Source organism: Novosphingobium sp. NFX11 (assembly GCF_057376415.1).
This window is the reverse complement of record NZ_CP080386.1, coordinates 397,329-418,324: the sequence shown is the minus strand read 5'-3', so window position 1 is coordinate 418,324 and position 20,996 is coordinate 397,329. Positions and strand designations below refer to the sequence as shown.

Annotated in this window: 13 protein-coding genes and 8 pseudogenes; 10 read left to right on the top strand and 11 right to left on the bottom strand. The window is 58.1% G+C overall.

Annotated elements, in window-relative coordinates:
• Window positions 1-196 precede the first annotated feature (196 nt).
• The 5 genes and pseudogenes from KZO24_RS28670 to KZO24_RS28650 form a co-directional block, all read left to right on the top strand.
• Window positions 197-1,136, top strand: a pseudogene (locus KZO24_RS28670) (IS3 family transposase); the annotation flags it as partial.
• Window positions 1,137-2,433: 1,297 nt separating this feature from the next.
• A pseudogene (locus KZO24_RS28665) lies at window positions 2,434-2,865 on the top strand (TonB-dependent receptor plug domain-containing protein); the annotation flags it as partial.
• Window positions 2,866-3,014: 149 nt separating this feature from the next.
• Window positions 3,015-4,661 (top strand): TonB-dependent receptor, encoded by a 1,647-nt coding sequence (locus tag KZO24_RS28660; protein WP_486487778.1) that lies wholly within the window; start codon window positions 3,015-3,017, stop codon window positions 4,659-4,661.
• Window positions 4,662-4,999: 338 nt separating this feature from the next.
• A complete protein-coding gene (locus KZO24_RS28655) occupies window positions 5,000-5,761 on the top strand; it encodes an SDR family NAD(P)-dependent oxidoreductase (RefSeq protein WP_486487777.1) in 762 nt (253 codons plus the stop codon).
• A 353-nt stretch (window positions 5,762-6,114) separates the two neighbouring features.
• A complete protein-coding gene (locus KZO24_RS28650; protein ID WP_486488408.1) occupies window positions 6,115-7,020 on the top strand; it encodes an NAD-dependent epimerase/dehydratase family protein in 906 nt (301 codons plus the stop codon).
• A gap of 21 nt (window positions 7,021-7,041) precedes the next feature.
• Here KZO24_RS28650 and KZO24_RS28645 read toward each other — a convergent pair.
• Window positions 7,042-7,512 (bottom strand): annotated as a pseudogene (locus KZO24_RS28645) (isocitrate/isopropylmalate family dehydrogenase); the annotation flags it as partial.
• A 1-nt stretch (window position 7,513) separates the two neighbouring features.
• Between KZO24_RS28645 and KZO24_RS28640 the strand changes: the two are divergent.
• Window positions 7,514-7,789, top strand: a pseudogene (locus tag KZO24_RS28640) (IS66 family transposase); the annotation flags it as partial.
• A gap of 24 nt (window positions 7,790-7,813) precedes the next feature.
• On the opposite strand, the pseudogene KZO24_RS28635 reads toward KZO24_RS28640, so the two are convergent.
• Window positions 7,814-9,828: pseudogene (locus tag KZO24_RS28635) on the bottom strand (recombinase family protein).
• A gap of 62 nt (window positions 9,829-9,890) precedes the next feature.
• On the opposite strand from KZO24_RS28635, the gene KZO24_RS28630 reads away from it, so the two are divergent.
• A protein-coding gene (locus KZO24_RS28630; RefSeq protein WP_486488407.1) for an IS3 family transposase occupies window positions 9,891-11,044 on the top strand; the annotation gives its coding sequence in 2 pieces (ribosomal slippage) (window positions 9,891-10,149 and window positions 10,149-11,044; 1,155 coding nt in all).
• Window positions 11,045-11,506: 462 nt separating this feature from the next.
• Here the strand turns inward: KZO24_RS28630 and KZO24_RS28625 are convergent.
• From KZO24_RS28625 to KZO24_RS28595, 7 genes are all read right to left on the bottom strand, one after another.
• Window positions 11,507-12,088: a UPF0149 family protein gene (locus KZO24_RS28625; protein ID WP_486486531.1), complete on the bottom strand. Its 582-nt coding sequence runs from the start codon at window positions 12,086-12,088 to the stop codon at window positions 11,507-11,509.
• The gene (gene tnpC, locus KZO24_RS28620) at window positions 12,085-13,638 is read right to left on the bottom strand and encodes an IS66 family transposase (protein ID WP_486486530.1); all 1,554 of its coding nucleotides are present in this window, start codon (window positions 13,636-13,638) and stop codon (window positions 12,085-12,087) included. The genes KZO24_RS28625 and tnpC overlap by 4 nt, the downstream gene beginning before the upstream one ends.
• A gap of 50 nt (window positions 13,639-13,688) precedes the next feature.
• Window positions 13,689-14,042: an IS66 family insertion sequence element accessory protein TnpB gene (gene tnpB / locus KZO24_RS28615; protein WP_036531136.1), complete on the bottom strand. Its 354-nt coding sequence runs from the start codon at window positions 14,040-14,042 to the stop codon at window positions 13,689-13,691.
• Entirely contained in the window at window positions 14,039-14,464 is a 426-nt protein-coding gene (locus tag KZO24_RS28610) for a transposase (RefSeq protein ID WP_081799271.1), read from the bottom strand. The genes tnpB and KZO24_RS28610 overlap by 4 nt, the downstream gene beginning before the upstream one ends.
• Before the next feature lie 425 nt (window positions 14,465-14,889).
• Entirely contained in the window at window positions 14,890-15,057 is a 168-nt protein-coding gene (locus KZO24_RS28605; protein ID WP_486488406.1) for a hypothetical protein, read from the bottom strand.
• Window positions 15,054-16,304 carry a TonB-dependent receptor gene (locus KZO24_RS28600; RefSeq protein WP_486488405.1) on the bottom strand — a complete coding sequence of 417 codons (1,251 nt, stop codon included), beginning with the start codon at window positions 16,302-16,304 and terminating at the stop codon, window positions 15,054-15,056. The genes KZO24_RS28605 and KZO24_RS28600 overlap by 4 nt, the downstream gene beginning before the upstream one ends.
• A 68-nt stretch (window positions 16,305-16,372) precedes the next feature.
• Window positions 16,373-17,110, bottom strand: a complete 738-nt coding sequence (locus tag KZO24_RS28595) for a TonB-dependent receptor (protein ID WP_486488404.1) — start codon at window positions 17,108-17,110, stop codon at window positions 16,373-16,375.
• Between the two features lie 650 nt (window positions 17,111-17,760).
• Here KZO24_RS28595 and KZO24_RS28590 point away from each other — a divergent pair.
• The 3 genes and pseudogenes from KZO24_RS28590 to KZO24_RS28580 form a co-directional block, all read left to right on the top strand.
• Window positions 17,761-18,027 carry a helix-turn-helix domain-containing protein gene (locus KZO24_RS28590; protein ID WP_486488403.1) on the top strand — a complete coding sequence of 89 codons (267 nt, stop codon included), beginning with the start codon at window positions 17,761-17,763 and terminating at the stop codon, window positions 18,025-18,027.
• A 62-nt stretch (window positions 18,028-18,089) separates the two neighbouring features.
• Window positions 18,090-19,211, top strand: a pseudogene (locus KZO24_RS28585) (IS110 family RNA-guided transposase).
• 318 nt (window positions 19,212-19,529) lie between these two features.
• Window positions 19,530-19,715 (top strand): annotated as a pseudogene (locus KZO24_RS28580) (IS630 family transposase); the annotation flags it as partial.
• A 55-nt stretch (window positions 19,716-19,770) separates the two neighbouring features.
• Here KZO24_RS28580 and KZO24_RS28575 read toward each other — a convergent pair.
• Both KZO24_RS28575 and KZO24_RS28570 read right to left on the bottom strand, forming a co-directional pair.
• Window positions 19,771-20,275, bottom strand: a pseudogene (locus KZO24_RS28575) (ATP-binding protein); the annotation flags it as partial.
• Between the two features lie 153 nt (window positions 20,276-20,428).
• The gene (locus tag KZO24_RS28570; protein WP_486488402.1) at window positions 20,429-20,974 is read right to left on the bottom strand and encodes a TetR/AcrR family transcriptional regulator; all 546 of its coding nucleotides are present in this window, start codon (window positions 20,972-20,974) and stop codon (window positions 20,429-20,431) included.
• Between the last annotated feature and the right edge of the window lie 22 nt (window positions 20,975-20,996).

The following is a 20,996-nucleotide window of genomic DNA, read 5'->3' as shown; positions in this document are numbered from 1 at the left end:
CAGAGCAGTCGCTTTCCATAAATCGGGGCTAGCCTCGTGCTTGGTCCCATAAGGGGACCGGTGGGAGGATGCTCGAACGCGGACGCAAAAGGTGTCGCGATCGGTTCATTCGCGGTTTCAGCACCGCAAAGCTGATTCCTGCCGCGCGGACGATTGGTATGGGCGGTTTGCCGACGAGCGTACGCAACTTGTCGAGCGATCTCGATCGGCCGGACCGCCACGGCAAATGATGATGTCGTTCATCGACGCTCATCGCGAGGACCTGGGTATCGAGCCAATCTGCCGAGAACTGGCAATTGCCCCGTCCTCCTATCATGAACACGCCTCGCGCCTTGCCGATCCCGGCAGGCGTCCGGCGCGTGCTCGCAGCGACGAGGCGATGCGTGAGCAGATCAAGCGCGTCCACGATGCCAACTACGGTGTCTATGGCTCACGCAAAGTCTGGCACCAATTGCGACGCGAGGGCATTGCGGTTGCCAAATGCACCGTGGAGCGCTTGATGCGCGTCATGGGCCTGGCAGGCGTTCGTCGCGGAAAGAGGACGATCACGACGGTGAGCAATCCCAAAGCGCCATGCCCGCTCGACAAGGTCAACCGGGAGTTTCGCGTCGCCCGGCCCAACGCCTTGTGGGTGGTCTATTTCACCTACGTCCACACGTGGGCTGGTTTCGTCTACGTGGCCTTCGTGATCGACGCCTATGCCCGACGCATCGTGGGCTGGAAGGTTAGCAGCAGTGCCACCGCCGGCTTCGTGCTGGACGCTCTGGAGCAGGCAATCCAGGCACGCAGGCCCGGGCCTGATGATGGCTTGGTCCATCACAGCGACAGGGGCGTTCAATATCTTGCCATTGGCCTATACCCAGCGCCTTGCCGAGGCCAACCTCGTCCCCTCTGTCGGCAGCGTCGGCGATTCATATGACAACGCATTGGCCGAGACGATCAACGGGCTCTACAAGGCCGAGGTGATCTGGCGCCAGCGCTCTTGGCCGAGCGCATCAGCCGTCGAAATGGCCACCCTGCGCTGGGTCCACTGGTTCAACCACCATCGCCTCTTCGGCCCCATCGGCTACATTCCTCCTGCCGAGGCCGAGGCAAACTACTATGCAGCCATAGAGACCCTCGATATGGTTGCCTGACCCAAACCATACTGCCTCCGGAAAACCCGGGACGCTTCAACAGCCGATGTCGATCAGGCGAACCTGTCGGCTCATTCCAAGACTTTCCTGCGGGCCGAGGAATGCTCGCTCGAGCAGGTATTTTCTTCCCCGTCTGCCTATCCTTCGCAGCGTGCGGCATGAGGTGGACTGGACGTTCCGTCGCTTTGCTGATCGCCGCGCAGGCATTCCTGAGGCTGGTGAAACACAGAAAGCTCCGCTACCCGCCACACTCACCTTCGATGCGGCACTGGCCCGCATCCACGATGGTTCGCCGGGCCTGAGCGGGGAGGATCACGCCGTCCGCGGCACCGGGTTGCCGGCGAGCGCGACCCGCTCGCTACGCCGGCCGGCCGTGAGCGTGTCGGCGAGCGAATATCAGAAGACGCTGGCCGTCGATCTGACCGGCCGAAGGACAATGGCGCCGCCGCGACCAGCGATTTCCTGTCGCAGTTGCCTGGGCAATTTCCCACCGGTCTGCAGCAGATCGTCGGGCACGCGACGCGCCGGGTCGGGTCAGCGCTGCCGAACCTGTTTGCATCGCTTCAGGACAGCGTGCGTTCCTGACCTGACACAAAATCCACCTCACAAATCGGCCAATTTTGTCTCCTTAACACAATTACGGACAAGCGACGCCGCGACGTTCACTCGAAACCTATCATGTACTGCACGCGCGACTGATCGGCACCGGCTGCTTGAAATCCGATCAATCCCGGCGGCGTGCCAACTGCAAAATGCGAGTCAAACTTCCACCGGTAACGGACGATCGACCCATCTCGAGCGGGGCGATTCGCAAGCCAGGGAGTCGCGATTAGGCACATGAAATTCGCTTGCCGTTCACGAGGATGCCGCACTGTAACCAAACACGATAAAATGGGAGTACAATTAGAATTAGTAAGGTTCGTAAAACCGGTGCTCTAGCTGTTCTCCCGTGGCCGGAAGGCCACAAACATGGATAAACGCTGGTTCATTGACCTACCGTCCATCAGATCCCATCGATCCTCTTGACAAATCAGACGACCCTCGCCAATCAATAATATTAAGCGCTGCGTTAGAATTTGATCCGGCGTTGCGAGAGCCGATAGGCCCGAGCAATTTGCCATGCCGTCGGAATTCATTCGGTACGGCCCACGGGATTCCTCGTTAGGCGCTGTGCAAAAGAACAGGCAATTTGATTAATGCAGCAGAAGCTTATTCTACAAGCTTCATAAATAATACCTCATTTTATATAGTATTTATAACCAAACTAGGCGCGTATTCAGTTTGGGCGGGAGAAAAAATGAAGACGATCTATTCGACGTCCGTTGCCGTGATAGCATTAATGGCGGCCAGTACAGGCGCGCATGCACAGGAAGCAGCGGATAACGCCGTGGACACCCCAACCTCCACGAGCGGCGCTCAGGTTGGTGACATCATTGTGACGGCGTCGCGCCGCAGCGAGACTCTGCAGCGGACGCCAATCGCGGTTACTGCCGTGAATGCCGACAAGGTTCAAGCCCTGGGCTTGAGCAATATTACCGATATTGCATCTATCACGCCTGGCGCAAATTTCAGTGTCAAATCGGGCTTCTTTTCGCCCCACATCCGCGGTATTGGGACGGATTACGTCTCGGTCGGAATAGAATCGCCAGTGGCCGTATATGAGGACGGCGCGTATCTGACACGCACGATCGCAGTTAGCGAAATCCTCGACAACTTCGACATCGGCAGCATTCAGGTTCTACGCGGCCCGCAGGGAACGCTGTACGGCCGTAACGCGACCGGCGGCGTAGTTCTGGTCAATAGCGCTGATCCGACCGCTGACTTCGAAGGTCGTGTCAGGGGGAATACGGAAATATCGACCACCGCAAGCTTGAGGGGATGGTCAACATACCGCTTGGGGATGATCTCGCTCTGCGGGCGACCGCAGGCTACAAGCACGATGACGGCTATATCCGCAATATCGATACCGGCCGGGATGCTGCGGGCAGCCGCACGTATAGCGTTCGGGCAAAATTGCGCTGGCAACCTGAAGGCGCAGATATTATCCTGGGCGGCGAATACTACAACAACCGCAACAGTATTCCGGCCGCCACTGCCCTGGCAAAAAATGACGCGACTTGCCTTGCATGCACGATTGACCCGTCTGCCGTGGCGCCTACCCACGGTTACTATGAAACTCAAGGCGATACGCAAACACGCCCGACAAGAACCGAGTTTTATGGCGCTACGTTGAGAATGACGTTCGATGCGGACGCCTTCGACGTATCTAGCGTCACGACCTATCGTCAATCGCGAACGGAAGACAGCGCCGGCGACTCGGATTTGACATCGCTAAAAATCCAGGAATTCGCGGTTCCCGAATCTGGAGGAACTTCATATACGCAAGACTTGCAGCTGACATCGAAGCTCGAAGGCCGATTCAATTACTTGTTTGGCTTAAGCTACCTCCATGACAAGGGCTACTTCAACCCGGTCTTCCTCGGCACAGCTTTCGGCAACGACTTCAACCCCGAAACCGCGCCGGGCTTCGATAACACAGCCACGACAAACTCCTATGCCGCCTTCCTGGAAGGGTACTATGATCTCACACCCGATTTGAAGGTCACGATCGGTGGGCGGTATACGTATGAAAATCGCACAGCGGTGGCGTATCTAAATCAGGCCATCACCGGGATTCCAGGTGGCGTCTCCTTCGGATTGAAAACTTCGCAGCGAGCATTCACGCCTCGCTTCGTTCTGGCTTGGACAAACGGGTCCACGAATGCCTATTACAGTTTCACACGAGGCTTCAAGGCAGGCGGCTTCCCAGGGCCGATAACGAGCCCGGCTGACCCGCTGGAACCCGAAAAGATCTTCAGCCACGAAGTTGGCCTAAAACAGTCTTTGTTCGGTAACACCGTTCAGCTCAATCTCGCGGCTTTTTATGCGAAGAACAAAAACCAACAGACCCAATCGCTGGATCTGGACGCGGGCGGCACTATCACCTCGAACGCTGGCGCTATGGAGAACTATGGCGTCGAGTTCGAGGGCCAGATCGTTCCGTTTGATGGGCTCAATCTTGGGGTTTCCGCAGCTTGGCAGCATGCGCGCTACAAGCCGTACCGCAATGCTTTGCTGAACTGCGTCGATCCCTTGACTGGCGGTTTGATTGCGTGCGTCCTAGACATCACTGGCACTGCACCTCCCGAAACGCCCGAATGGTCTGGTTCGTTCAACGCAAATTACGATTTTCGGCTTGCATCATGGAAGGCGTCGCTTTCCGGGATTGCTACCTACAGGTCATCAATCAACTATCAGCCGGGCGCCGGCGGACCGCTGGGGTATGACGAGGACAACGGTCTGTTCCTCCTTAATGCATCGGGATATGTGAGCCCGCCGGACACGGACTTGCGCCTTGGATTCTTCGTCAATAATATCACGGATAAAAAGTACCCAGTCTTCAGGCAAACGACACAGCCTTATGGACTTTACTACTATGCGGCCCGGCCTCGTACCTATGGCGTACGCATCGAATATCGATTTTAGATCTGAAAACTCACCGATACTGGTCGATCCAAACTCGGTCATTTGCCCAATTTAACTGATGGGCGCGACGATCGTTGGCACTCGGGCGGTCGGCTCGCACTGGTCATGCTAATCGCGCAGGCCGCCGCCCCCGGCCCAGATTACGGTCGCATTATGGCTAAACTAACAACTAGAAATGAGCGAGCGCGTCACCTTCGATGGGGATGCGCGCCCGCCGCGATAAATTGCCAGAGATACGGCATGATCGTGGCGCTGGCCGGCACTTAATTTTCCCGCCAAGGAGACGTTGGGCAGATCTTGCATCAACTATGGTGGGTCGCTTAGAAAGGAAGACAGAAATGGCGCAAATTCTCGCAGGACGGTCGATATTGGTCACCGGGGGTGCCAGCGGTATTGGGCGCGCCGTCGCGTTGCGCTGCGGAGAGGCCGGCGCAGCAATTACCGTGAGCGATGTAAATGTTGAAAACGGCGAGAAAGTAACAAGGGAAATCGTCGACAACGGCGGGCGTGCTCAGTTCATTCGGCTGGATGTTTCGGACGAAGCTCAGCACCATGAGGCTGTCGCCGCAGCGGTCAAAGCTTTTGGCAAGCTGGATGGTTCTTGCAACGCGGCAGGAAAGCCGTTTCAGGGCAGGCCAATGCATGAGATCGATCCGGAGTTTTGGGAAAGCGTGTATGCGCTGAACCTTCGCAGCGTCTTCTTTGCTACCCGGGCACAGGTCCCAGCAATGCTCGATACCGGAAACGGCTCCATTGTGAATATCGCTTCGACCGCCGGCATTGCTGCTTTCCCCGGCGGCGCCGACTACTGCGCGGCAAAGGGCGGAATTATTTCTGCCACTCGAGCGGCAGCGCTCGACTATGCCAAGCGTGGCATCCGGGTAAACGCGGTCCTCCCGGGCGCCACCCGGACCCCCATGATGCAGGGCCAAATCGATGCATTTGAGGGCCTGGAGGAAATGATGATGGCCGCAAATCCTATGGGGCGTTTCGCCGAACCTGACGAGATCGCCTATGCAGTCCGCTGGCTGTTATCGGATGAAGCCAGCTTCGTCACCGGGACCACGATGGTCGTCGACGGAGGTCTCACCGCAGCCTAGTTGTCATGGCCAAACGAGGCGATTGATGCACGAGCTGCCGATGTAACTGAATAGCCCGCGATGCCCTACTTGCCCTCGGCGACGAGGGGGCACTTGGGTTTCCTTCAGCGGCAAGCGCGCCATCGAATTAGCGTCTCCTAACAAGTGTTAGCCGAGCTATGCGGGTCGGGTCGACCGCATAGTTGGTGGCCGGGGGCGCGAATAATGCGAAGACGGCCAGGATCTGGATCTGAACCAGCGCGCGCACCAGAGGGGGAGTTCGCCTCGGGCCGCACGCAAATGCCGCCCCGCCCGCCCACAGGAGATAGCACGTGACGAGGGTTTTGGTAACGGGCGGAACTGGAAACATTGGCATGTACGCAGCGGCAGAACTCGTCCGGCGAGGCTGCCATGTCGTTATTTACGACCGCCGGATTGATCGAGTCCTCCCATTCGATCTTTTTGAGAATGTTGATCTGGTGGAGGGAGACATTCTCGACCGCGAGAAGCTATCGGTTCTGATCCGCAGAGAGCGCATAACGCACATTTTGCATTTGGCGGCATATCTCGGCCCTGAATCCGTATCCCAACCGATTCTGGCCTTGGACATAAACTGCAAGGGCACCGCCAACATCTTCGATCTGGCAATCGAGCATGGTTTGCAGAATGTTTGCTGGACCAGCTCGATAGGAGCAATCGGCACGATGCCAGACTATGACGGGCAATTGGTCGATGAGACGTATCGCGTCGCTCCGACGACGACATACGGAGCCAGCAAATATTACTGTGAGCTTCTAACACCTATATATAGAGAGAAAGGGTTAAGTGTAACATGTGTCAGGCCTGCCTTTGCGTTTGGACTGGGAAAGCTTACGGGAAGCTGGGGAGCGACTTACAATAGGATTATATATAATGCTGCAGTAGGCCGCCCTTCCGTCTTCCCGGCCTGGGCGCGGACCGGCTTGCAGATCATTTACAATAAAGACCAGGCGAAATTGTGTGTCGATGCGACGCTTGCGTCCGAAACAAAGCATTGGCTGTTCAATACTCCCACGGAGAAGCCTTTCACCGAACTCGAGTTCGTATCCCTTATCCGGGAGGTGGTACCCGATGCGGCGATCGAGATGGACCCGACACCGGCTTTCGGTTCTGCCTTCCCGCCCAATGTAAAGGGCATGAGGGCGATCGACGAACTTGGGTTTCGGCCGGTCTACTCGGTCAAAGCCGGGATCGCGGAGATGGTCAGTTACTATCAGCGATACCCGGATCAGGGCCTGTAGCATATTGCCCCAACGCGGCCGCTACCCCTCTCCCGTCTTGCAAGTCTGTGCTGTGCCCGCAAGGTCCGGGGTGCGCAAATCAGGGTCGGCCAGCGTGTGTTCGATCGCTTCCACGATCGAGTCAGCGCCATCTTTTTCTCCCAGATGGTCGAGCATCATCGCCGCCGACCAAATTTGGCCTATGGGATTCGCAACGCCCTGCCCGGCTATGTCCGGCGCCGAGCCGTGAACCGGTTCAAATAGAGATGGGAAACGCCGATCCGGGTTTATGTTGGCGGAGGGAGCAATGCCGATCGTGCCAGTACACGCTGGACCGAGATCGGAAAGGATATCGCCGAATAGGTTGGAGGCCACCACGACGTCGAACAGGTGCGGGTTGAGGACGAAATGGGCAGCCAGGATGTCGATATGATACTTGTCCCAGCGGACGTCTGGATAATTGGCAGCCATCTCCTCGACCCGCTCATCCCAGTATGGCATCGAGATCGATATCCGGATCGAAAGGCAGGCGCGCGACGAAATACCCGATGAGGGGGAAACGCAGGCCAGCTACATGCGCCGCTTCCGCCAGAAACATAGCGTCCCGGTCCTGGATGTACTCAAGGCGTGGCTCGATGACATCGCACCCAAGGTTGTGCCCGACACCAAGCTTGGCGATGCGGTCTCCTACACCCTCAACCAGTGGGAATACCTGACGCGCTACGTCGAAGAGGGCAGGATGCCGATCGACAACAACCTTCTCGAACGCGACATCAGGGTTTTTGCAACGACTGGTTCATTATGCACCTCCTCTTCAAACGTCCGGAAACAGGGACTTTTGGTTTTCCATTTTGATGCGACACGGGCCTCTGTAACGCGGAAACTGGGTCACCTCGTCCTTTTCCAGGTCTGCGGCTCGGATTTGGTGCGGCGCATCCGGTACAACTTGTTCGGTAGGCAGCACGCCCTCCTTGATCAGTCGACGGACGCGATGGGCCGTAACTCCGAGCTTTTTGGCGGCTTCGGTCAGCGTAAGCCACTCCCCATTCTTCTCAGCAGATCGGTATCCGTGGATTTTATGGACCGTGCGCAGTGCACCGACACGGCGTGCGGTCCACGTTTTTCCTTGTCCGGTCTGCATTCCCATCCGGTTCAGAGTAGCGGCAATGTCGGCGTCGGACCATCGGGTGGCCATGGACCGCATTACAGCGAGGGCAGCCTCCGGCGTTTTCTGGCCATGTTCGCCAGGGTTCGGTTTGCGAATACGCAGCTGAGAGTGTTGACCACCTTTCCAGTGGATCGTCAAAATGACTTCACGTTGCTCTTCGTCAACATCGGCAACGATATCAGTCACGAGAGTGCGCAGGAGTTGCTGGCGACACCGCGTATCGACGTTTGGTGCGCTCCAAGCAGCCTCCAAGTCAGTGGCAATGCCGGCAAAATCGGGGATTGGGATGCCAGCGTCGATTTGTCTTGCCTGCGTCAAAGCAGCTTCACAAGTTTCCACGCGCCTGAGCGCGGATTCCCAACTCTTCTCAAGTTGAGCAGCGATCAGGCGGTTGTCAGGGTCGCAAGCGGCATAGCGGCGTTCAGCAAGAGACGCCTCGTATCGCGCTTGCTGCAAGTCCAGCTCCATCATGCGATGTCGCTCTTCCAGATTATCCCGATGCACCCGGTCAGCTTCCATTGCGGCCTCGATTGCCATTGGCGTTACGGCGCTCAATATTTCTTTGCCAATAGCAGGGTCGATCCGAGACGCGCCAAAAGTCATGCATCGGGGTTTGGCCAGCATTTGGTTGATACTTTTGCATTGATAATAGGGATGGCTTGGCCGCCCTCTATAGGAAACAGACAACCGCCTTCCACATCGGCCACAGGTGAGCAGACCAGCAAGCAAAGCCTGGCCGCCACGACCCGATTTGATGCCGCCCTTCTTTGCAAAGGTATTGACGGCAATAAGGCTCTGGTTCCTCTCAAACTCGCCCCAATCAATGTAGCCTTCATGATGATCCTGGAGCAGCACTTCCCACGTTCCAAAAGGCTTGCCGTGGCCGTAGCTTTTGCGAGCCCTGCCATCGACAATCTCTGTCCGCTTCTCACTTTTGCCATAGGCGTATGCCCCAGCGTAGAACGGGTTCTTCAGGATCGAAATGACGCTCCGATAGCGAAGCGGCACCCAATCGAAGGACACTCTTTTGCGCCCGTCAGAAGGACGGGGAAATGGAAATTGTCCGCGGTGAGCGAAATCAGCACCTGGCGGGCGCTACCAAGCTCGCGGAAGCGCGAAAAGATAAGGCGGATCGCCTCCTGCACCCGGAGATCAGGATCAAGCCCCAGACCATAATCACGGTGCCAGATATAGCCGATCGGAACACTGAGGCGCAGTTCCCCCCGTCGTGCTTTGGCGCGCGCCGCGTCGAGCATGCGCGTTCGCAAAATGCCGAGCTCAAACTCGCTGATGCTGCCCTTCATGCCCAACAACAAGCGATCATTCGGTCGACAAGGATCGTAAACGCCATCGAGATCGATCACGCGCGCTTCCACCAGGCCGCATAGTTCCAGGAGGTGATGCCAGTCTCGACCATTACGGGAAAGGCGCGATGCGTCCAGGCACAGCACTGCGCCGACCATACCTGTGCACAGGCCGCTCACCAGTCGTTCGAAACCAGGGCGGTCGACAGCGCCACTGGCGGTACGGCCGAGGTCATCGTCGATCACTTCGACATCACGGAATCCCCAGCGGCGCGCAACATCGACAAGTTCATATTGACGCCGCTGGCTCTCCAGGTTGTTCTGGACCTGGCCCGGGGTGGACTGCCGAACGTAGATGACCTGCCCCCGAAAGGTCCCTCATTCTGATGTAGAGTCTGCTCACGAGAAGGAGCAGACGCATGAGGAAGAGCCGTTTCACCGAGGCGCAGATCATCGGGATGATCAAGGAACAGGAGGCAGGGCTTCCAACGGTCGAGGTTTGCCGGAAGCACGGCCTGAGCACGGCGACCTTTTACAAGCTGAAGGCGAAGTATGGCGGCATGGAGGTTTCCGATACCCATCGGTTGCGGCAATTGGAGGACGAGAACGGCAAGCTGAAGCGGCTCCTGGCCGACAGCATGCTGGACAACGCGATCCTGAAAGACCTGCTGGGAAAAGGCTGACGACGCCGGGCCAGCGGCGCGACGTGGCGCTCGGTGTAATGCGGGACTACCAGGTCTCACAGCGCCGGGCCTGCGTGCTGATTGGCGTCGATCCCAAGACGGTCCGGCGCGAACGCCCGCCGGACCACGAAGCCATTCGCGAAGCCATGCGGGAGATCGCAGGCCAGCGCCGTCGGTTCGGCTATCGCCGGATCGGGGTCATGCTGGAGCGCAAGGGCATGAGCATGAACCACAAGAAGCTCTACCGGCTATATCGGGAAGAAGGCTTGTCGGTGCGCCGACGTCGCGGCCGTAAGCGCGCCCGGGGCAGTCGGACACCGGTGCCGGGAGCACTTCGCCCTGGTGACCGCTGGTCGATGGACTTTGTCTCCGATACGTTTGGCGCGTCGCGCAAGTTCAGGATTCTGGCGATCAACGATGATTGCTGCCGGGAGAACCTGTGCTTGGCCGCGGACACCAGCATCTCGGGGGTTCGGGTGGCGCGCGAACTGGACGCGCTGGTTCGCCTGCATGGGAAACCTGCTTGCATTGTCAGTGATAATGGCACTGAATTTACGAGCCGGGCGATCCTGCAGTGGGCTAGCAAGAACAAGGTCGAGTGGCATTACATCGACCCCGGAAAACCCCAGCAGAATGGCTTCATCGAGAGCTTCAACGGCTCATTGCGCGATGAGCTGCTCAACGAGGAACTGTTTAACAGCCTGGCTGACGCCCGTCGGAAGCTGGCCATCTGGCGCTACGACTATAACCATGTTCGGCCCCACTCATCGTTGGGAAATCGAACGCCTGCACAAGCGCGTCGGACGTTCGTGCAGGACGATAGCATCACGCCCGACGCGCTTGTGCAGGCGAGCGTGCCGGAATATTCAACCGCAAGACTCTCGTTATGAGCGAGGGACCGCCGGGGGCAGGTCACATGGCTACGCCATGTCCTCACTGAACTGCCCCAGCGACCTCACGACGCCGATATCGACGACCTGCTGCCATTCAACTTCGAAAGACACGCCTGACCCGCCGACGTCGTTGCGGTGGCCTGTCTCGTCCAGCGTCAACTATGATGGCTGCACTGCCTCCGGAAGCAACGTGCTACGAAATGCGCGCTTACAGCCGTCCAGATCTGGAATTGGGAAGCGCGTCAGGCCAACCTTAAACCCGACACCCAAGCCGCCTGACCAGCCGTAAGCAAAGTCCAAACCTGAAGGGCCGAAGGGCCTTCACCGAACGCCTGCGATCACGCGATCTGCCGAGCACAATTGTCGCCGACGCCCATCTCCTCGACCGATGTCATTGTCACGTCGCGCTCGCGAGCGCGGTAACCGCTGCTTCGAGCCCACGTGGGATGTGGAGAGGCTTCAGTGTACGGTCAGGGTTCTTGCAAAGGCACACTGGTCATGGATGAAGGAGATGATCTGGGGGATCATCCGCCAGGTATCTGCAAGAGCCTGATTTGCGAGGGGATCCTGGAGTTGGTCGATCCATGATGTGCCGTCGATGATCGTGCTTTGGCCAAGGATAGCTGCAAGCGACAAGCCGAACTCTCGGTCAGACACGAAGGGCTTCCATGCGTCCATGTCCAGATGCATTGCAGTGAAGAAGCCATTGGCGAAGTCTTCCAGCAGGACCTCGCCGTCCTCGGTCCGCATATAGATCGGCGCATAGACCTCAGGGCACTCGGCAAGCTCGATGCAGATCTGGTTGTAGCGCTTGAGGATCGTTCGGCGTGCGGGCGCCGATCGGGCGCTTTGGACGTGTTCGCGCAGGATGCTCTTGAGCCATATGTCCGGATTGATGATGGACGGGCCGGCAGCCAACGCCGCGAGGAAGCCATCGATCGAGGAGACACCGGCGACCAGCGGATCAAGCGTATCGAGCCAGATTTCGAGCTGCTCTAATGAGAGCGTTCTGCCGGATGCGGTTTGACGTTTGAAGCTCATGCTGCCAGCGCTTCTAGCCGATCAGTCGCAGGGCGCCAGTTCCATGCCAACAGGCTGTGCAGATCGTTGATCATTACCTCTTCATTCACGATCCGTTCAAGCACATCGTTGAGCCAGGTGTAGGGATCGAGGCCATTGAGGCGAGCAGTCTGGAGAAGCGAGGCAAGCACCGCCCAGGTCCGGGCTCCTTCCTCGCTCCCCGCAAAAAGGCTCGACTTTCTGCCCTGGGCAACATTTCTCATCCCACGCTCGACGGTGTTGGTATCGACCTCGACACGCCCGTCTTCCAAGAATAGCGTCAGGCCCTTCCAGTGGTTGAGGGTGTAGCGCATCGCCTTTGCCAGATCGGATTTGGGTGACAGCCTGGGCAGCATGTCGTCGATCTGCGTTTTGATCGTAGCCATCACCTTACAGGTTTCCGCCTGGCGGGCCGCTAACCGATGTGCGGCATTGCCGGCGCGCACCCGGGCCTCGATCGCGTAGACCTCGCCGATCAGGCCGATGATCGCGGCGGCCACCGGCGACGGGGATTTACGGTAGGCGTCCACGAACTTGCGACGGACATGGGCAAGGCAAAAGACCAGCACGACCCCTTCCGCCCCCTTGCGGACCAGCGCCTTGTAGGCGCCATAGCCGTCGACTTGGAGGATCCCCCGATAGCCGGCTAGCTGCTGGCGCGCTTCGGCATGCCCGCGGCCGCGCGCGTGAATGTATGCCACCGCCGGTCGCGCCGGGCCTGACCAGGGACCATCATCGCAGGCATGTGCCCAGAACTGCGTGATCCGGGTTCGTTTTCTTCCTTTCTCAAGGACCGGCATCCGCGTCTCGTCACAAAAAATCCGCGATTGCGCGTGGATGTACGCGAGTTGCAATTCATACAGAGATCTCAGCCACCATGCGATCTTGCGCATCCAGCGGCTTGGTAGGGCGCGATCGAGGATGGCGCCTTGTCCGGCCAGCATCTGAAGCTGTCGGTTGAGAGGGATTGACCATGCAAATCGCGCTGTGGCCATCCAGGCCAGCGTCGAGGTGGTGACCATCGAGCCCGGGATCGCACGCCGGGGCGCTGGTGCCTGAATAACCCCCTCACGGCAATTGCGGCAGGCATAGCGAGGGCGAACGGTACGAATGACGCGTACGATGGCCGGAACCCAGTCGAGGGCCTCACTGGCATCCTCTCCGATTTTGTGGAGCCTGCCTGCGCAGCAAGGGCAATCCAATGTCTGCGGATCGATCACCTGCTCTACCCGCTCAAGATGGGCGGGCAGCGCCATTATGCCGCGCTTCGCGCGCGGGCGCTTGATCACAGGCTTGTCTTCTGACGCTTCATCATCATTGGCCGCGACCGTCGGCGTGCTCACAAGATCGCCCAGATCCAGTTGCCCCTGATCTCCCAGAATGACGCTGGCGCGTTCCGATCGATTGCCGAATGCTTGTTGGGCCATGCCTTTGAGGAGCGAGCGCAGTTGAGCGTTTTCAGCCCGGAGTTCCCGCACAAGGGCGGCCATCTGTTCGAGATCTTCGGGAAGGTCATCGGCTCGCGAGGGCATGGCGGGATTATACCACACCACCCTTGTGCCGCCACTCAAAACCGCAGATTTCAGCCAAAAACCTTAGGGCGCCTTTCCTCCTGGAACGGCAGCCTGCGCCAGTCCAGGCCCGATAGAAGTGCCACACATTGCGCCCCCGTCAGGGCAAGCGTCCCTCCTTGCAATGGGGGCCAGTGGAACCTCCCACGGTCGAGCCATTTTGTCGCCATAACCGCGCCGGATCCATCATGACGGACCAACTTGACCTTGTCAGCCGCCTTGTTGCGGAAGACAAACACATCACCGGCACAGGCATCATGGCCCAGAACATGTGTCACCAGTCCCATCAGCCGGTTGATCCCGGCCCTGAAGTCGATGGGCTGCGTCGCCACATAGATCCGCACGCTTCCATCGATCGGGATCATTCCCGGATCGCCGCCAGAACGGTGCGCAAGTGCTCCGCCTCGACGGCGCCGCAAATACGAACTGTCACATCGCGCACCACCAATTCCATGCTGGGCGGGGATGCCGGGACGGCCGGCATTTGCGCGTGCTCCTCGCCAACCACCGTCACTGGCACAAGCCGTAGTTCTTCAACGGTCCCCGCCGCTCGCGCCTGCCGGCGCCAATAATGCAGCAGGCCAAGGCCGACGCCGTTATCCCGCGAAACCTGCGCTACCGTTTTTCCGGAAGTGAAGCTTTCCGCAAGAATACGATCGCGCTCATCATCCGGCCATCGCTCGTGCCGACGCCGGACTGGCTCCAAACTAACAGTCAAACGCGAACTTGCACTGTGCGACGCACACGTCAAACCAACGTTTGGCACCGCATCAATTTCGTCAACCACTGCTCGAGCTCCTCAACGTCTCGCGCAGATCTACCCCTCAAAAACCAACCAGAATACGTGGGGTCGGGGCAGCGGTTACCGAGCGCGACCAGCGCCAATCAGAATCGCGATGCGATCCGGGTGGTCCGTGAACCATCCGATCTGCTCAAGCGTCACAGAGTAGATCGCATTTCATAGACGCCGTGTGCACTTCGTGATGGCAGCGGCGCGCCACCCTTACGACCGCTCGAGTACTCATCGTGCGCCTTGGTGATAGGCGTATCAGGCAAGACGGCAGCAAATGGGGCGCTGCCGCAGCCTAAGCTGCGGCAGCGTGCATGGAGTCCAGTCGAATTGGTCACACGGAGCGATCTGTCTTTCGTCTGTCATCCGACTCATCGGTTTCCCGTTTTCGGGACATTACACCAATGCTGGCTTTGGCTGCATCAAAAGCGGTAGGTAAACTCAGCACCATAGGTACGGGGTAAATTCCAAACCGCCTGATCTTGACCGAGGAAAGCTGAATACAAGCCGCTAGCCTTCGTGTTGACGTTGCGGATGTTCTTCGCGAAGGCACGCACCACATAGCGTTCGTGATCAGGTGTGAATGTCACGAAGGCATTCTGGAAATTGTATGCGCGCTGAGTGAGAGCAGGAGTGTCGAACTCGTCATAGCGAAGCTTGCCGCTCCAGTAGGATTCCCCCGCATCAGCAAGTTACCACCTGATACTGGCACTTCGTATTGCAAACCGACATTTATACTGTATGGTGCAGCGCGGTTAAGCCAATTGCCCCTAAGTTGCTCCAATTGCGAGGATACGGGGCGCGGATCCGTTGCGGTGCAAGCACCAATGATCGCATGTTGATCGCAATTACTATAATCCGTGTATTTGCCACTTTGCATCATCGCTGAAACATCTAAGCTTAGATGATTTGTTATCCGGGCGTTTAGGTTGCCTTCAACGCCTTTGATGCGGGATTCAGCAGCGTTCTGGACCGCAAACCCCCCAATTGTTTCAGCCAGCGTCCTTTGCACCTGCAAATTCGTATAGTCGTACCAGAACGCTGCGATGTTTAGGCGAATTTGGTTGTCTGCGAATGTGGTCTTGAGACCCGCCTCGCCACCTTCAACGTGCTCGGGATCGTAGGCGTTGCCGCACGCGCCCGAGGCAAAGCCGCCGGCTTTGAACCCCTTCTGATAGGTGGCATAGGCCATCACCGAGTCAGTAACGTCATACTGAATTCCAACCCGCGGCGTCCAAGCTGTGTCTTTGCGCTTCGCCCTAAGATCGTTGCAGGTTGGCAAAATCGTCTGCGAGACATTCTTTTTATCGATATTGTATCGAAGCCCTGCGATCAGGCGCAGGCTGCCGGTGACGCTAAATACATTGTCGGTGAAGAAGGCCAACGAGCGTGCGTCTTGGTCGTTGTCGGCTCGGTAGATACTTACAAGAGACTGATCGGGGGTGAACGCACCGCTGATTATTTGAGTGGACTGCGAGACCCTGTCGTTGAAATAGAAAATACCGAACACCGACTTCAATCGCCCGCCGACACTTGTGACATTCAAATTGATTTCCTGTGTGTAGGTCCGCGCTCTGTATCGAACAGGGACCTCCAGAGCAGGAAATGCGCTAAAATCACCCTCGAGCACCATATCACTATCGTATTTTTGATAAGCCGAAATGGATTTAAGCTGAATGGCGTTGCTAATTTCCCACGTCACCGTCGTGCTCGCGGCATATTGCTTGGAATCGTTCTTAGCGTCCACATCACTGTAGACAGTACGCGGACGAAACGATTGAGGAACTAGCAACGGCCCGAAAAAGACATCAGTCGATGGGTTGAGGGCAGTATCCACGAATGAACCGCGTGTCCGGGAAAATGATCCCTCAACATCGATGGTCAGATTGTCGCTCGGCTCAAAAGCTAATACCCCCTGATTCCTGCCACCTTGTTCTCGCCGAAACTCGATTTTGAAGCACCCGGCTGTAAGTTTTTTACGAAACCTTCGTCCCGGTTGTCCCACAACCCTGCTATGCGGAAGCCCACCACATCGTTGATCGGGCCGGAAATACTGCCCTGCAGCGCATAGCTCTCATAATTGCCCACACGAGCCGTAATTTCTGCTTCCGTGTCTTTCGTCGGACGGCGCAGAATGTAATTGATCACTCCGCCGGTGGCGTTGCGCCCGTAAAGCGTACCTTGCGGACCAGAAAGAACCTCGACGCGCTCCAGATCCATGAGGGCGAGGCTTAGGCTGCGCGCACGAGCCTGATAGACACCGTTCACATGCACAGCGATTGATGGATCCTCAAACCCGCTTGTGATATTAGTGCTGATGCCTCTCAGAGTAATTGTGTTACTACCAAAGGTACTACCGACCTGCAGAGACGGCACCTGTGTTATCAGATCCGCTAATCCGCGAATTTGCCTCGTCTCCAAGGTTTCCTCGGAAAACGCAGCGATGGTCGCCGGGACATCTTGGGCGCTTTGTGCCCGCTTTTGAGCAGTCACCACAATCTCTTCGAGCCCGGCGGCGCTAGCCTGCTCCGGGCCGGCAGGAACGGGAGACGGCTGAGCGGCGGCAGCTTCCGAAGCCAGGCAAAGCGCAAGAAGCGATGATGTGGCCACCACACGCGAATACATTGCAACACTATAGGTCATCCCACTCTCCCGTTTTACATTGTTATAGTATATCCGCCTATTACGTTAAATATAAAGACGACTCAACAGCATGTAGTATTGCAGCACTGTTATCTGAGTTCGCCTTTTATTGACGCTCGCATAAGCGACGTGCGTCGGATAGGCGTGCATGACAGGCTCTTAGCGACGTTTTCGCATCGCGAGCATACCATCCCTAACTTTACCCTTTATCGCGTCAACGACAGGCCGGATCTGCCTCCCCAGCAAATGGCGCGGGTCGGGGGCTCACCATATTCTAATCTATCGCCGACGTTTTCGTCGTTAATTCCGCTCCCCCATGACGCTTTCCCCTTCACTTCCCCTCCGGCATCCTTTTTTGGGACGCTTCGGCAACCAATATATCCGACACAATTTTGCTGCGCAACGAGGAAAACTAATAATGATTTGAAATTGTGTGACCCGCTGTAAATACCACAGGGCGCCGAGGCTGACTCACGTCGGGGCTTCCCGATTTGCTGTAACTCTGATTCGATGTTGCAGGCAGATGGAGGCTTGCGATAGCGGCTGCGGTTGGGGCTTGAACTGACTACACACCAGCGGATTCGCGCAAGTGTGCGCGACTTGGTGAGGATTTCGATCAGGTCCGGCGTCTATTAGCAGTCGCGTAGATCTTGAATGACGGCCGCCGGAGTGATGCTGCGAAGGTAGCCGGCGTCAAGCTGCGGACCGTACGCGGCTGCATTCTACGGTTCAACGAACGCGGCCCCGATGGTCTGGCGACGCGCAACGCGGCGGAGCGTACAGCGATCCTGAACGACGAACAGCGTCGCCGGTTCGCGGCAATCGTCGAGGCCGGGCCTATACCGGCGGCGCATGGCTTAATTCGCTGGCGGCTTCCGGGAGGAACGGCGGTAGAGTTGTGGTGGCAGATGCTATGAGCACGGACACCGAGTGAAGGAAGGTTCACTATAGCGGCGTCCTCAATCCAGGGAGCCGCATCATGTCGTTCCAAAGCAATACCACACTTGTCGCGCTTGAGTTGAGCAATTCAGTATGGCTCGTCGGCACGCGATCGGCCGGCGCTCAGAAAAGCCGCATGCATCAGATCAGCGCGGGCGACACCGCCGCGCTGCTGGCGCTTTTCGAAGGGCTTCGGCCGAAGCAGCGGGCATCCGAAGATACTGCGCCAGTTGCCTGCTGCTTTGAAGCTGGACGAGATGGGTTCTGGATCCATCGACTGCCGACTGAGCATGGCATTGCGACCTACGTTGTCGAGCCGACCAGCATTCTTGTGAACCGACGAGCGAAGCGGGCGAAGACCGATCGCCTCGATGCCGAAGGGCTCTTGCGTGTGCTCGGCGCTTATCTGGCTGGCGATAATCAAATCTGCAGCATGGTCCAGGTGCCCACGCCTGATGAGGAGGACGGCAAACGCATCCATCGCGAGCGCGAGCATCTTGTGCAGGACCGGACCCGACTATAAAACCGGATGCTGGCGCTTTTCGCGACCCAAGGTATCCGTTCACGCCCCTCATTGCGAAACTGGGAGCGAGATCTCGCGGCGCTCGAAACCGGCGACGGCCGCAAGCTTCCGCCCCGCCTGGCCGCCGAGATCAACCGGTTGCGTCGGCGACTTGGGCTTGTCCTCGACCTGATCCGTGAGCTGGACGCGGAACGGGATGAAGTCCTTGCCACCGCTCCAAATGATCCAGTAAATTCCAAAATTACCGCATTGCGGAGCATCTACGGCGTCGGCGACAATTTTGCCGCGGTTCTCGCCCGTAAAGTATTTTACCGTCCATTCGGCAATCGAAAACAGCTCGCGAGCTATGTCGGCTTGGCTCCCATGCCCCATCAGAGTGGCGACATGGATCGAGACCGGCGCATCGGCCGCGCTGGCAATGCACGAGCGCGAAAAACACTCGTGCAGTTGGCATGGCTCTGGCTGCGTTATCAGCCTGAGAGCGAACTCTCCGCTTGGTTCCGCCAGCGCGTCGGTAAGCTGCAGGGTCGAACGCGCCGGATCGCGATCGTCGCGATGGCGCGCAAGTTGTTGATCGCGCTCTGGCGCTTCACCGAGACCGGAGAAATCCCGGTCGGCAGCACGCTCAGAGCCGCATAGAAATCGCCGCAGGGAAACCGCGGCGACGCGAGGAGCACGACCGTCTTCGTCAATGGTTACACCAGACTGCCGCGTGGCAGGTTGGTCGTGTTCGATCGGGGCCTTGCCTCGTGCATGAGGCATTATGGTTACGGGTTCCAGATCGGACCCGACCGCATGTAAGGTTACACAGCCAAGGCTGCCGCACAGTGCCGCCCCAACTCGCTTGCAGAACAATGAATGTATCGCATCAACAGGATGAACGACATGCCGCCATAGCCTTGACAATCGAACCTTCATGTAAGGACGACCCCTGTCAGCCAACAGACCAAGCTCACCCGGCGTGTGGCTTGGCGCGGTACCCGCCCATCAGCACCGAAAGATCAGCGGCGCGCCTCCGCATGGCTTTTCGGTGCGATCTGTCCGGCCGAGGGTAAAGCCGCCGGGATCGTCATGCCCTGCTGTAACAGCGAGGCGAAGACCATGCACCTCGAGGAAATCGCCTACCACGTCGCCCCGGCGTCAACGTCACTGGAATATTTCCCAGAAGTGGCGCCGTAAAATTCTCCACTTTGCGGTTTTACGGGACGGCAGTTTCGTAGGCGGCACCTCCATTCTTTAGCGGTCTGCCGCGCCGCTTGGGTTCGGCTGCAAATGAGCTAGCAGGGGCGGGCAAGAGGTCGGCGTGCTGCCGTAAGCGATAGCTGGAGCCGACGATCTGGACGACAATCGCGTGGTGAAGCAGCCGGTCCAGGAGCGCCGTCGCCACCACGGGGCTCCCGAAAATTTCCCCCATTCTGCAAAGCCCCGGTTGGAAGTGAGGATCATTGCGCTTTTTTCGTATCGGGCGTTGACGAGCTGGAAGAAGAGGTTGCCGCCATCGGGCACCACGGAAGATAGCTGATTTCGTCAATGATCAGCAAAGCCGGCCGGCAGTAGAAGCGAATCCGTTCACGCAGCGTGCCCTCACGTTCGGCTTTGGCGAGCGATCCGATCAGATCAGCCAGTGGCAAGAAGTATACGCTCTTGCCGGCCTTCACCGCTTCGACCCCCAACGCGGTGGCAAGATGGCTTTTGCCGGTGCCGGCTGTGCTCGGAGCTCGCACGGTATTTCTCGCGGCGCATCGTCTCGTTCATGAGCTGATCATTGGCGCCCCGCCACCTCGGCGGCCACACCCAGCCAGTTCACAATTGCCGCTTATATGCGCGCTTGTGTCAGCCATCCGCTTTTCAAAAGCTCACGGAGCACCCTCCGAGTGTCGTTGCTTGCAGCCGCACCACCGCTTGCCCAGGCTACGGCCAGCGCTGCCAGGAAGATGTCGCGCCCTGTCACGGTTCTCTGTGCGAACCCTTCGTCCTGTGCAGCTTGCAAAATTCTGCCAGTGGTCGCGATGACGGCATCGCAGGTCGGTGTGAGCGGGGAGTTCTACCCGACATGCTGCTCGCAATGGCTCGGGCAGGCCTTCATACGCCAGCATCCAATCCCCAAGAGCTTCAATCCAGAGTTCGAGAATGCGGCTTGCGCTCTCCTCGTTGGCCTCAATCTCCACGCGACGCCGATCCAGCCCCTCATAGTGAAGAACCAACAGCGCAGCTAACAGCGCATCCTTGTTCGGGAAGTTGCGGTAGAGCGTGCCTGCTCCGACGCCCGCCAGCTTGGCGATGGCGTCCATCGAGACATCGACACCGTCGTTATCAAACGCATGCCGCGCCACCGCAAGAATGTGAGCGCGATTGAGCTGCGCATCCCTTCGGGGCGGTAGCGGAGAAGGCATTTCAGACATTAGCTATTTCGGCCCTTGAACA